The following is a 12,180-nucleotide window of genomic DNA, read 5'->3' as shown; positions in this document are numbered from 1 at the left end:
GGCTTCGGGCGGGTGCACGGCGTGTCGGCCGAATTGTTGCACTTTTGCAGCCACACCCCGCCACTTCCTTGCATGACGTTCCCTAACCGTTTCCGCTTCGCTCTGCCTATTGTTGGGCTTGGTTTGTTTGCTGCCGCGTTTCTGGCCGGGTGTGCGCGGCCCGCGGCCGGCACTGCTTCCCGCGACTACCTCGTGTACATCGGAACCAACGTGAGCTCGGAGCAGGAAAACTCGATTTACCTCTACCGTCTCGCGCCCGCTACGGGCATCCTGACGCCCATCAGCGCGCACCGGGGCGGCGCCAGCCCCACTTACCTGACCATGCCCGCCGGGCGCCGGTTTATGTACGCAGTGAGCGAGACGCAGACGTTTCGGGGCGCGAAGAGCGGCGGCGTGAGCGCCCTGGCCGTCGACCCGCGCACCGGCGGGCTCACGCTGCTCAATCAGCAGCCGTCGGCTGGCGCCTCGCCCTGCTACATCAGCCTCGACCGTTCCGAAAAGGCGGCCCTGGTGGCCAACTACGTGGGCGGCAACGTGGCCCTGCTGCCCCTGAGCCCCAACGGGCAGCTGGCCGCCCCCACCGCCACCGACCATCACCAGGGCTCCGGCCCGCACAAAAACCAGAACGGCCCGCACGCGCACTGCATCCTGCCCGACCCGGCCAACACCTACGCCTACGCCGTGGACCTGGGGACCGACCAAGTGGTGGGCTACCGCCTCAACGCCGCCCAGGGCCAGCTGGCCCGCCTGCCCGAGCCCGCCTTCGTGGCCAAGCCCGGCGCGGGGCCGCGACACCTCATTTTCCATCCCAATGGCAAGCGGGCGTATTTGATTAACGAGCTGAATTCCACCGTGACGGCGCTGGCGTATGATGCCGCGGCGGGCAAGTTTCAGGAGCTGCAAACGGTGAGCACGCTGCCCAAGAGCTTCACTGGTCAGAATTCCTGCGCCGACATTCACGTCTCGCCCGACGGCCTGTTTCTCTACGCCTCCAACCGGGGCCACAACAGCATCGCCGTGTTCGCCATCGACACTTCCAATGGCACGCTGGCGCCCATTCAGCACGTGAGCACCCAGGGCAACACCCCGCGCAATTTCAGCCTCACGCCCTCAGGGCGCCTGCTGCTGGTGGCCAACCAGAACTCCAACAACGTGGTCACGTTCCGCGTCGACCCGCAAAACGGCCTGCTGGCGCCCACCGGCCAAACCGTGGAAGTGCCTTCGCCCATGTTTGTGCAGGTGGTGGAAGATTTCACGCGCTGAGAAACGGGGCGGGCCACGCCGGCAACGCGCCGTATCCTGCCCCGTAAGCGGCGCTTAGCTGACGGCCTTTCGCCGCGTGGCCACATGCTCCTTCATATGTCCGACTTCGACGAACGTCCCCGCGAGCTGCAATTTCCGCTTTATGTGAAACTGCCGCTCATCTTGCTGGGCCTGGCCCTGGCCGTGTTCACCATTCACACGGCCAGCGAAATCATTTTCCCGCTGTTTTTCGCGGCCATCTTCGCCATCATGCTGCACCCCGTGGAGCAGTGGCTGCTGCGGCACCGGGTGCCCAAGCTGCTGGCCATCACCCTCACGGTGGTGCTGGGTGTGAGCGCGCTAGTGGGCCTGCTCTACTTCATCTACCTCGAAGCCTCCCAGCTGTCGAGCCAGATGCCGCTGTTTAAGAAGAAATTTGCCGAAACCTCCGCCCAGGTGCACCAATGGCTGCAATCGCGCTTTGGCGTGAGCGACCAAAAGCTGCAGGGCTACCTCAGCGAGGCCGGCAACCGGGCGTCGGCGCTGCTGGGCGGCACGCTCTCGGCGGTGTCGGGGCTGGCGGTGGTGGTCACGCTCATTCCGGTTTACATCTTTTTGCTGTTTCTGTACCAGCGGCGGCTGATAGATTTTCTGACCCAGGTGTTTTCGGGCCGGCGGCAAGACCAAAACGTGGCCGACGTGCTGCACGAAAGCAAGGCCACCATCCAGAGCTACATGGTGGGCCTGCTCATCGAAGCCAGCATTGTGGCCACGCTGAACACCACGGCGCTGCTCATCATCGGGGTGCCGTACGGGCTGCTGCTGGGCGTGCTGGGCGCGCTGCTGAACTTCATTCCTTACATCGGCGGGCTCATCGCCATTGCGTTGCCGGTGCTCATGGCCTTTGTGACCAAGCCCGGCTACGGGCACGCCGTGGCGGTGGTGGCCGCCTACATGGTCATTCAGTTCATCGACAACCACTACCTCATCCCGCGCATCGTGGCCTCCAAAATCAAGGTCAACGCGCTGGTGGCCATCGTGGGCGTGCTGGTGGGCAACGCCATCGGCGGCGTGGCGGGCATGTTTCTGGCCCTGCCGGTCATCGCCATCCTCAAAATCGTGTTCGACCGCATTCCGTCCCTCAAGCCCTGGGGCATGCTGCTGGGCGACGAGGAAACCCCGCGCGGCCGCAAAATCAACCCGCCCAGCAAGGAAGCCGAACGCGCGGAGGAAGTGGTATCAAGCTGAAAGTACGGCCCACTCCTCTCCTACCAAGGAGGAGCCGTTTCAAGCTCAACTGAAACGGGGGCGGTGGTGGGCCGTGGTTATTGAAACAAGTTCCGCACCACGCCCACCGCATCGTCGGCGCTGGCGGCCCAGCCATCGGCCCCGGTGCGCTCCCACAGGTCGGCGTCGTACACGAAGGGGCGGCCTCCCACCACCACGCGCACGTGGCGCGTGGCCGGGTCGCGCCGCAGGGTGGCCACCAGGTCGCCCAGCAGCGGCACGTGGTGGGGCATCGAGGCCGACGTGAGCAGCAATTGCACGCCTTGGTCGGCTATCATGCGGCGAATACTGTCCGGCGGCGTGCTGGCGCCGAGGTAGCTCACGTCCCAGCCGTCGTGCTCCAGAAAATCGGCCACCATCTGCAGGCCGATGGTGTGCAGGTCGCCGGCCACGCAGGCGGCCAGCAGGCGCCGGCCGTTGCGCGGCGTGCGCTGAAAATACGGCTGCAGCTGCGCCATAACGCCGGCCGTGGCGGCCGTGCAGTAGTGCTCCTCGGCCACGCTGATTTCGCCGCGGTGCCAGCGGTTGCCCACCTCGCGCTGGGCCGGCTGCAGCACGTGCAGGTACAGGTCGCGCACGTCGGTGCCCGCTTCGGCTTCGGCCACCAGCAGGCGCTGGGCGGCGGTGCGGTCGGCGGCGAGCAGCAGCGATACATAATTGGCGGCCAGGGCGGCAAAGCGGACGGTTTCGGGCGAGTCCGTTGGCTCTTCGGCCACCGGCTCCAGGGTGGCGGCCAGCGGGGCGGCCAGGGCAATGAGCCCGGCGCTCAAGATGCCGGCCATGAGCACGTATTCGCCCACCGGAAAGCGCAGGAGCAAAGTTTGACGCAGGGCGGCCACTTGCTCGGTGGCCGCCGCGGGGCCCAGCTGCTGGCTGAACTGCAGCACGTGGCCCTCAAACAAGGCCGGGCTGTTCATGAGCACGGCGTTGGCCAGGGCCACGAGGTGTTGCTCGAACGCTTCCAGGGGTGCGTCGGCTGTGGTGGCCCCGGCGGCGGGCACGGGCAGCTGTTTGGCGGCAGCCTCGGCCAGCGCCCCCAACTCCTGGTAAAGCCGATGGGCAATCTGCTCGCGCAGCGCTTGGTTGGTGGGCAAAGGCGTGGTATCGGTTTTGGGTAACGAAAATTAATTCCGGATTTACCCTGGAATTAACTTCGCCCCTACGCAAGTTGCCCCCGGCGGGATGCCCTCTGCTACCGTCCCGGCCCGCAAGGCCGTGAGAAAGAGGGAGATTTTTTTAGTCGCCACGCCGCGCCGCCCGCACGGGAGGCAGCCCGACAGGGCTTAGGCGGATACGCCGGCCAGCCAGGCTTCGGCCGCCTCGACGTTGGAAAAGCGTTGAAAAACGAAGCCCGACGGCGACGCCGACACCACCGACTGCGTGGAGAGGCGGTGCAGCGGGTCGGCCCCTTCCACAATGGCGCAGTGCCGGGTGCGGGCCTGCGCCATGGCGCGCGGAATCCAGTTTTCGATGAGCCAGGCCTGCGCCGGGCCCGAGAGCGGCGCGCGCTGCCCGTGGTCGGAGAGGATTTTGCGCGCGCCCGAATTCAGCAGCAAGGCCAGCACCTGCTCATAATACGCTTTCACCACCTCGATGGAAGTACGCTCAGCGCCCCAGCCCAGCCGCACAAAGCCGCTGGCATGATGGTATATCTTTCCCGCGGCGTTCTGAAAGTAGAGCTTTTCCTGAGCCCGGGGCAGCAAATTCATAAGTAAGGAGGTAGAGATGCCCGAACGAACGCCGCTGGAAGCCAAGTAAAAAGCCGCGACAAAACTACGCGGCACGGCGCAATTTGTCGGTTTTTATTTCTCAACGAAACGGACCAGCTTTCGTAAATAGGCTCGGCCATTGGGTGTTATTTTACAAGCCCATGCTATATCTTTATCTATTTATTTATCAACCGCTTTACCGCGCTCTGCTGCATAATGCGTTTATATTTTGAGAATCCCGTGGGGCGCCTGCTCGAACACCCCGACGGCTATGCCCTGGTGCAATACGCGGCCGGGCCCCGGGACTTTCCCACCTTTCAAGCTTTTCTTACCCACACCAGCCAGCTGCTGCGCCGCCACAGTTGGCACAAGATGCTGGCCGACCAGCGCCAGATGTCGCCGTTTACCGACGAGGAACGCAACTGGATTCGCGAGTATTGGCTGGCCAGCAGCGAAACCGACGGCTACGAACTCTTTGGAGCCATCATCATTCCGGCCGATGTGTTTGCCCGTCTCTCGCTGAACCTTGTGATGACCGACTCGCAACAGTCGGCCCTCACCTATCGCCTCTTCGACGCCGAGCCTGAAGCGGTGGAATGGCTTCAGCAACTGCCCTGAGCGGAATTTTGCATTAATCCAGTTCGATTTCGGCCACCACGGCGGTGCTGCCGCCGGCGTCGTCGTCGGTCACGAGCAGCAATTCCCAGTGGCGCTCGTCCACGGCGCGGCGCACCGCCAGGCCCTCCACCTTGCCAAGGTAGGCGCGCCCGTCGTGCCAGGCCAAGCGGGCAAACGCGGCGCGCGGCGCGTCGAGGTTGACCAGCCCAATGAAGGAGCCCAGCACGTCGCCGTCGAGCACGGCATCGGCGGTGTTTTCTACGGAGGCGGTCACAAAAAGCAGGTCGTCGACCAAGGTGGCGCCCGAAAACCCGGCCGGGCAACCCGCAATGGCTGGCAATTCAAATTGCAAAATGCGCACCGCCGGAGCCCCGGCTGCGCCGCTCAAAAAGGCCAGCGTGGCCGCCAGCGGCAGCCGGAACAGCAGCGCCGCGTCGGCCCGCCCCACCGTGCGCTGAAACAGCAGCAGCTCGGTTTCGGAAGTGGCCGCGGCTTCTAGGTTGAGCACGGCCGCGGCGGGCAGGTGCGGCGCCAGCAGCGCGTAGAGTGGGGCCAAATCGAGCGGCTCGGGGGCAGCCTCGGGGGCGTCGGTGGGCACAAACCAGCCCCTTTGGCGGTTGGGGCGGCTGCCCGAACCCAGCAGCAGCAGGCCAGCGCGGCCGTCGGGCCAGCGCAGGGCGGCCATGCACTCCAGGTCGGGCTTGTCGGGCTTGGGGATGCGAAACGGGCCATCGGCCGGGTGGTCGAACAGCTGGCGGCGGCCGGTGGGCGCCAACGTCACCGCATCGAGGCAATGCAGGGCAGCCGAGTCGTCGCCAATGACATAGACCGTGGGCCCGATGATTTCGACACCGGAGGCCGAGGGCAGGCCGGGAATGGTAACTTCAGAAAGGATGGTGGCGGTCATGAGCGGGGCCGTGGCGGGGAGTGTGCGGGCAACTACCCCGTGTACGCACGAAGCCAAAGTTGGCTGTGCTGCGCGGGCTGCACAAGGCGCAAGCGCAGGCGGAAATGCCAGCACAAATTTTCTGGCGCCTCACGTAAATATAATATTCAATTTATTGATTATACTACGTACATTTACTTCCCTCCTTTCCTCGCGCCACGCTTCTTCCTGTCACCTTTTTCCTGCTACGCATGGCTACCCCCTGCCCGGTATGGTTTCTACCGTTTACGCGCCAGAATTCCCGCCTCGCCGAAATCATCATTCAGCTGGAGAAAGCGGGACTGGACCTGCAGCCCCTGCGCGCCAACACGCCCGCCAGCGGCGCCGGCATTCTGTTTCTCGACGCGGATGCCTCGCTGCCCGCCGTGCTGGAGGCCGTGGCCGAGCTGCGCACCGCCCCCGATGCCAACCTGCTGGCTGTGAGTGTGGGTGCCCTGCCCAGCCCCAGCACCTGGGCCCTGCTGCGCGGGGGCGTGTCCGACGTTTTTTCCTGGTTCGACGTGGACCGGCCGGTCGACATCGTGACCTCGCGCCTGCGCTACTGGCAGCACCTCAACGCGACCGTGGCCGACTTGCAGCGCCGCCTGGTGGGCCGCAGCCAACGCTGGCGCGACACCCTGCGCCAGGTGGTCGACATGGCCCTCTCGAACTGCCAGGTGCTGATAACCGGCGAAAGCGGCACCGGCAAAGAGCTGGTGGCCCAGGAAATCCATCGGCTGGACCCGCGGCCCGGCAAGCGCGACTGCGTGGTGGTGGACTGCACCAACCTGATTCCGGGCCTGTCGGGCAGCGAGTTATTTGGCCACGAAAAGGGCGCCTTCACCAACGCCATCAGCGCCCGCGACGGGGCCGTGGCGCTGGCCCACGAGGGCACGCTGTTTCTGGACGAGCTGGGCGAACTGCCCCTGCCGCTGCAGGCCGAGTTTCTGCGGGCCTTGCAGGAAGGCACCTACAAGCGCGTGGGCAGCAACACCTGGCGGCAGGCCCGCTTCCGGCTGGTGAGCGCCACCAACCGCGACCTGCTGGCCGAGGTGCAGAAGGGCACCTTCCGGCAGGATTTGTACTACCGCGTGTCGGGCTGGACCTGCCACCTGCCGCCCCTGCGCGAGCGCAAAGAGGACATTGTGCCGCTGGCCGAGCACTTCTTCACGCAGCAGCACGGCGTTCGGCAGCCCGTCGACCGGCAGGTGTACGATTTCCTGCAGCTGCGCGACTACCCCGGCAACGTGCGCGAATTGCAGCAGCTCATCACCCGCATTGCCAGCAAGCACGTGGGCGAAGGGCCCATTACCATCGGCGACATTCCCCGCTCCGACTGGCCCGATTTTGCCCACCTCGGAGCCGCCGCGCCCACCGCCGACGAGCTCGAAGCCGGCGTGACCACCCTGCTCTACCAGGGCCTCGGGCTGAAGGAAATCAAGGACCAGGTGACGGAAATCGCCAAAAAAGTGGCCATCACCCACGAAAGCGGCAACCTAAAAATGGCCGCCCTGCGCCTGCGCTGCAGCGAGCGAATTCTGCAGATGCACCGGCGCGACGAACCCGAAACGCAGCTGCGGCTGGCATAATAGGGATAAATCATAAACGTCTGTCATCCTGAGCGCAGCGAAGGACCTTCTTACGTATGAACACTGGTTGTTCGAACGTGAGAAGGCCTTCGCTGCCCTCAGGATGACAGACGATAATAAGCTCAGCGTTTTCCCCTCACTCTTTCCCAATCAGCCAGGGGTCGCGCCAGGCGTTGCTCAGCGGCTCGGCTACTACCGCCACGCGGTGGCGCGCGCCTTCGCCCACGTCCGGCCGCACCCGGCCGATGAGCCGCAACAGGTTGCCAGCCAGCACTTGCCGGGCATCTTCGGGCCCCAGGTGCAGGGCGCTGATTTTGCTTAATTCCACGCCGGGGTGCAGCCAGGGGCCATCGGAGCCGAAGAGGAATTTGGCGGGGCCGGCCCGCTCCACGGCGCGCTGCAGGATGTCGAAGCGGCGCACGCCGGAGGTGTCGGTGTAGATATTCGGGCAGCGCACGAGGTAATCGATGAGGGCGGTTTGGGCGCGCCAGTCGTCGGAAAACGAGCCCAGGTGCGGGATGATGAAGTTGACGTCGGGGTATTGGGTGGCCAGCAGGTCGACCACCGAGGTTTCGCCCACCACGTCGTAGAGCACCGGCAGGCGGAAGGCGCGGGCCACATCGCACACCTCGCGGCTGATGCGGGCGTCGTAGCGGTGCAGCTTGATGCCCACGAACCCGTATTCCTCCACGGCGGTGCGCACCATGGCCAGCACCCGGCCACGGTCGCGCTGGGCGTGCACGAAGGCAAAGCCGTAGAACCGCTCCGGGTGCTGGTGCACCAGCCGGGCCACCTGGCGGTTGGCCACGGCGTAGTCGGAATGAAACGCGGCAAAGAGCACCGTGCGCGCAATGCCGGCTTCGTCGGCCCAGGCCAGGTAGGGCCGCAGCGGCGCGTCGGTGTCCCAGGGGCCGGTGAGGCCGTCGCCGCGCCCGGCGTGGCAGTGGCAGTCGATGATGAGCATGACAGAGGGTGAAAAAAGGCCGCGGTTATTCCGGCTTAGCTGTTGAAGGCGCTGAAAAACAGGTCGACGCCGCGCAGGGGCACGCGGCTTTTGCTGCGCACGGTGCTGGTGCCGCCCGAGTTGCCATCGATGGTGTCCATGGTGCCGTCAGGGTACACTTCGCGCACCAGGAAGTGGTGGCGGAAGGGCTGCTTTGTGGCCGGGTCGAGGTTGTAGTAGCCGATGTCGCCCTTCTTCACCCGCGCCGCCGGAATGCTGCGGAAGGCCGGATTAGCGCTGATGCCCTTGCCGATTTTCCAGGTGCCCACGTTCAGGCCGGCCGCGCGGTGGGCCCACAGCGCAAAAATGCCGCACCAGTGTGGAATGCCCGCCGTGTTGCTCACGCTGGTGCTGCGCTTGAGGTTGTTTTCTTCCCAGCCGGGCCGCACGTAGTCGGGCGCGGCGGTTTCAAACATCACCTTCAGCTTCTGCCAGCCCTTGCGGAAGCCGTCGGTCCCGCGCAGCTTGGCCTCGATGGTGGGCTCGGCCAGCATGCCCAGCGCATTGGCCACAATGGCCTCGCGCATCGCCGCTTCGGAGCCGCCCGTGGCCGGCTTAGGACCCGGCCCCACACTGCCGGGCTGGGTGCCGGGGCTTGGCCCCACGGGCGCCGGTGCGGTGCCCAGGGTGGCGAAAATCTGCTGCACGCGCTGCACAAACAGGGTGGTGTAGCTCTTCGAGCACATCACGTCGCAGGCCACCATGCGCACGCTTTCCCAGTCGCCGACGCGGACTTTGTTGATGCTGTTGGTTTTCTTGCCGAAGAAAATCTTGAGCGCGCCGAGGGCAAACTCCGGGCTTTGCATGAACAGCGCCTGCCAGTCGGCGTTGCTGGAGCGGGTGGCCACGGAGTCGAGGCTCAGGCCCTGCCACTGGGCTTTTTTCTGCAGAATGACGGGGTCGGAGCCGGAGTAGCTCTGCACCGACGGGATGAGCCATTGGTAGGCGTTGCGCCAGGTAATCTGGATGTAGCCGCGGCCCCGAAACTTGTAGAAATCCGCCTCCTGCACAAAGCCGGTGATGGCCGGGTCGGTGCTGGTCGAGGCCGCATCTGTGGGGTAGGCCTCGCCGCCCCAGCGCGCGTCCTTGGTGTTGGCCAGCTGAGCGCCCAAAGGCTTCTGGCCGTGCGCTTCCAGGAATTCCCGGTTGTTGAACAGCTCCAGCGCCCGCTTATTCGAGCCGGTATTGTACGACACCTTGAGGCCGGGAATGCGGTTGAAGGCGTAGGCCAGGCCGGGGTGGCCGGGCAGGCCCACCTTTTCGGCAATGGGCCGCATGGTGCCGCCGGTTTCGTTCACAATCACGCTTTGCAGGGCCGCAAACTGCGCAAAGTTGACGTCGGCAGAATTGAACACGCGCGGAATGCCGTCCCAGAACTGTTGAAAGCCCGCTTTGACGTCGGCGGTGGCGGGCATGGTCACGGGGTAGGTTTTGCCGGCGTGGGTGCGCACCCACGCGCCGCGTCCGCCCACTTTGCTTCGGAACCAGTCCACGAAATCTTGCCCGGTGTGGGCCAGAAAGAAGTTGTTGATGTCGGCGGCGTTGCGGAAACGCACGGTATTTACGTCGGTGCCGCCGGTGGGCGGGGCGCCGCCGGGCTGCGTTTTGGGCGGCACCGTGGGCACCACCGCGCCGCCGGCGTCGAGCTGGCCCCAGGTGAGCGGGCCCACCACGGCATCGACCACCAAGCCCCGCCCCTGCTGGAATGCGCGCACGGCGGCCTGGGTTTTGGGGCCCCACACGCCATCGTTCACCAGCGGCTGGGCCAGGTTGACTTTGTGAAAGTTGAGCCGGCACTGCAGGTAGCGCACGTACTCGCCGCGCGCGCCCAGGCGCAGGGTGGGCCGGGCGCTGCCCGGGCTGGCGCAGCCGGGCGCCACGTCGGCAAACTCGTAGCCCATTTCCTGCTCGTAGCCCAGCTCCTGCTGGCCGGGCGGGCGGCGGGCCGGCAATTGGGCCGCTTCCACGGTGCGCTGCATCTTGTTGCGCTTTTCGTAGGCGCCGGCCACGGCTTTGGCAACGTCGTACACGGGCTTGAAGGCGCCCTGCGGGCCCAGCGCCAGGGCGCCGGTCAGCGCCGCGGCTTGGCCCAATTGCTTCAGGCGACTCCACCAGCCCTCGTCTTCCAGCTCCGAGTCGGAAATGAAATCGTCCTGCAGCAGCGCGTTCAGCAAGCGCGCATGTTGACCATTATTTGCTTCATCACCAGCACTTTGCCCACAATGCCCGCAACCGCAGCTGCAGGGCGCAGCAGTGGCAGCGCGGGCGCCGGCTGTGCCGCCCACCAAAGGGCGCAGCTGCAGCTTATCGGCTAGGTAGAAGCGGCTCAGGAAGCGGGCCAGGCTGAGGTGGCAGGTTTGGCACAGCGGCTCGGCGGTAACCAGCAGGATGCGCCGAACCTGAAGCGGAAACCCCGGCCGGGCGCCCGCCATGCGGTTGAACCAGGTGATGAGCTGGCGCTCGGGGTGCTGCGCGTGGTCCTGGGGGCTGCCGGTAGGGGTGCGCCGCAGCGGCACGCGCAGCACGGTGCCCACTTTGGGGTAGATGATGGCCACGGCCGCCGGCGCGCTGGCGCGGCGGCTACGGGGCGAACGGGTCAGGGTTGGGTTCATGGCGAAGGGCAACGGAAGGAGGTGAGGAAAACCAGTCAGTGCCGCGGGCCGCGCGGGCCAGGGCAGCAGCGGCGTGGTCGATATCGGCCGCCGAATGGTCGGCCCGCAGGCAGAAAGCCACTTCGGGCACGCCGGGCCGGGTTTCGCCGGCCAGCAGCAGGGTATTGAGGCCGGCCTGGCGCAGCTGTTGGTGCAGGCCCAGGGCGGCCGTGGTGCGGGCCAGCACCAGTTTCTGAACCGGGAAGTCGCCGCCCAGCGGCCGGATGCCCAGCCCGGCCAGCGCCCGCCGAAACTGGGCGATGCGCAAGCCCAACCGGCGCCGGGCTGCGTGGCCGTGGCGGGCGTCGTGGCGCAGGGCCTGCTCGGCGGCCCAGGCGTGCCAGCCCGATACCGGGCTGGTGTGCACCCGCGTTTCGGCCCGGCGGCGGAACTGCGCCAGCCGGGCGGCGCGGCCCGCCAGCACGGCCACCGGCACGCCCAAGCCCTTGGCCAGCGAGGTAATGGTGAGCAGCTCGGGGCCCGGCGGCGGTGGCCCAAGGCCGACCCAGGGAAGCAGGCCGCCCCCGCCCTGCCCCAGCGGACGGCTTTTGCCGGGCCGGGCACCCAGCACCCCAAATGCCTGGGTATCATCGATGAGCAGCGTGGCGCCGGGGTGCGGGGCCAGCAGGCGGAGGTATTTCGCCAGGGGCGCCGGGCCGTGGCCGGGGTGCCAGCCGTCGGTCACGAGCCAGGGCGTGCGGCCCTGCTGCTGGTAGGCATGCAGCAGCCGCGCCAGCCCGGGTAGGTCATCGGCCCGAAACGTGGCCACCGGCAGGCCCCGGGCGCGGGCCCGCAGGCTGCCCCACCGCCCCACCGGGTAGAGGCGCCGCTCCAGCAGCACCACGCCGCGGGCCGGCACCAGCCCAAACACGTCCCAGAACAAATGAAGGGAGGACGGAGCCAGCTCCCCGGCTTCCAGGCCTTGGCGCCGGGCCACGGCGTGGGCCACCCATTGGGCCCGGCCGTGGTGGTCTAGCACGGCCGGGCGCCCGGTGGTGAGGGCCAGCCCTGGGGGCGGGGGCGGCAAGGCTTGCGGGCCCAAATACAGCGCCGAGGTGAAATCGAGCATGGGCGGGTGATTCAAAAGGTACGCTTGGTTGCGGCGCTAGCGGGCGCCTCACCCCCCGGCTCCTCTCCTCTTCAGAGAGGGGGTCAG

The 12,180-nt window shown here is 66.5% G+C and carries 10 protein-coding genes; 4 read left to right on the top strand and 6 right to left on the bottom strand.

Annotation, left to right across the window (positions count from 1 at the left end):
* Positions 1–72 precede the first annotated feature (72 nt).
* Positions 73–1,263 carry a lactonase family protein gene (locus IC234_RS10550; RefSeq protein ID WP_190924262.1) on the top strand — a complete coding sequence of 397 codons (1,191 nt, stop codon included), beginning with the start codon at positions 73–75 and terminating at the stop codon, positions 1,261–1,263.
* Between the two features lie 96 nt (positions 1,264–1,359).
* Positions 1,360–2,490 carry an AI-2E family transporter gene (locus IC234_RS10545; protein ID WP_190924259.1) on the top strand — a complete coding sequence of 377 codons (1,131 nt, stop codon included), beginning with the start codon at positions 1,360–1,362 and terminating at the stop codon, positions 2,488–2,490.
* A gap of 77 nt (positions 2,491–2,567) precedes the next feature.
* Here the strand turns inward: IC234_RS10545 and IC234_RS10540 are convergent, their stop codons facing one another.
* Both IC234_RS10540 and IC234_RS10535 read right to left on the bottom strand, forming a co-directional pair.
* Positions 2,568–3,623 carry a cobalamin B12-binding domain-containing protein gene (locus IC234_RS10540; protein WP_190924257.1) on the bottom strand — a complete coding sequence of 352 codons (1,056 nt, stop codon included), beginning with the start codon at positions 3,621–3,623 and terminating at the stop codon, positions 2,568–2,570.
* A 189-nt stretch (positions 3,624–3,812) separates the two neighbouring features.
* Complete coding sequence (locus IC234_RS10535) at positions 3,813–4,238, bottom strand: hypothetical protein (protein WP_190924255.1); 426 nt, start codon at positions 4,236–4,238, stop codon at positions 3,813–3,815.
* Positions 4,239–4,454: 216 nt separating this feature from the next.
* Between IC234_RS10535 and IC234_RS10530 the strand changes: the two genes are divergently transcribed.
* Entirely contained in the window at positions 4,455–4,856 is a 402-nt protein-coding gene (locus IC234_RS10530) for a hypothetical protein (RefSeq protein WP_190924253.1), read from the top strand.
* Between the two features lie 13 nt (positions 4,857–4,869).
* On the opposite strand, the gene IC234_RS10525 is transcribed toward IC234_RS10530, so the two are convergent.
* Complete coding sequence (locus IC234_RS10525) at positions 4,870–5,763, bottom strand: DUF6929 family protein (protein WP_190924251.1); 894 nt, start codon at positions 5,761–5,763, stop codon at positions 4,870–4,872.
* A gap of 230 nt (positions 5,764–5,993) precedes the next feature.
* On the opposite strand from IC234_RS10525, the gene IC234_RS10520 reads away from it, so the two are divergent.
* Positions 5,994–7,370 carry a sigma 54-interacting transcriptional regulator gene (locus IC234_RS10520; protein ID WP_190924249.1) on the top strand — a complete coding sequence of 459 codons (1,377 nt, stop codon included), beginning with the start codon at positions 5,994–5,996 and terminating at the stop codon, positions 7,368–7,370.
* A gap of 136 nt (positions 7,371–7,506) precedes the next feature.
* Here the strand turns inward: IC234_RS10520 and IC234_RS10515 are convergent, their stop codons facing one another.
* From IC234_RS10515 to IC234_RS10505, 3 genes are read right to left on the bottom strand one after another with little or no spacing between them, the layout of a single operon-like run.
* The gene (locus IC234_RS10515; RefSeq protein WP_190924247.1) at positions 7,507–8,334 is read right to left on the bottom strand and encodes an amidohydrolase family protein; all 828 of its coding nucleotides are present in this window, start codon (positions 8,332–8,334) and stop codon (positions 7,507–7,509) included.
* 35 nt (positions 8,335–8,369) lie between these two features.
* The gene (locus IC234_RS10510; RefSeq protein WP_223827600.1) at positions 8,370–10,985 is read right to left on the bottom strand and encodes a peptidoglycan-binding domain-containing protein; all 2,616 of its coding nucleotides are present in this window, start codon (positions 10,983–10,985) and stop codon (positions 8,370–8,372) included.
* Positions 10,954–12,093: an aminotransferase class I/II-fold pyridoxal phosphate-dependent enzyme gene (locus tag IC234_RS10505; RefSeq protein WP_190924245.1), complete on the bottom strand. Its 1,140-nt coding sequence runs from the start codon at positions 12,091–12,093 to the stop codon at positions 10,954–10,956. Before IC234_RS10505 ends, IC234_RS10510 begins: the two co-directional genes overlap by 32 nt.
* Positions 12,094–12,180 lie beyond the last annotated feature (87 nt).

The sequence above is a fragment of the Hymenobacter armeniacus genome (assembly GCF_014699055.1).
Lineage (GTDB): Bacteria > Bacteroidota > Bacteroidia > Cytophagales > Hymenobacteraceae > Hymenobacter > Hymenobacter armeniacus.
This window is presented reverse-complemented; position numbering and strand designations above follow the sequence as displayed.

Coding starts and splice junctions, on each gene's coding strand:
- IC234_RS10545 (WP_190924259.1), top strand. CDS start 1,360: ATGTCCGACTTCGACGAACGTCCCCGCGAGCTGCAATTTCCGCTTTAT.
- IC234_RS10515 (WP_190924247.1), bottom strand. CDS start 8,334: ATGCTCATCATCGACTGCCACTGCCACGCCGGGCGCGGCGACGGCCTC.
- IC234_RS10520 (WP_190924249.1), top strand. CDS start 5,994: ATGGCTACCCCCTGCCCGGTATGGTTTCTACCGTTTACGCGCCAGAAT.
- IC234_RS10530 (WP_190924253.1), top strand. CDS start 4,455: ATGCGTTTATATTTTGAGAATCCCGTGGGGCGCCTGCTCGAACACCCC.
- IC234_RS10510 (WP_223827600.1), bottom strand. CDS start 10,985: ATGAACCCAACCCTGACCCGTTCGCCCCGTAGCCGCCGCGCCAGCGCG.
- IC234_RS10550 (WP_190924262.1), top strand. CDS start 73: ATGACGTTCCCTAACCGTTTCCGCTTCGCTCTGCCTATTGTTGGGCTT.
- IC234_RS10525 (WP_190924251.1), bottom strand. CDS start 5,763: ATGACCGCCACCATCCTTTCTGAAGTTACCATTCCCGGCCTGCCCTCG.
- IC234_RS10505 (WP_190924245.1), bottom strand. CDS start 12,093: ATGCTCGATTTCACCTCGGCGCTGTATTTGGGCCCGCAAGCCTTGCCG.
- IC234_RS10535 (WP_190924255.1), bottom strand. CDS start 4,238: ATGAATTTGCTGCCCCGGGCTCAGGAAAAGCTCTACTTTCAGAACGCC.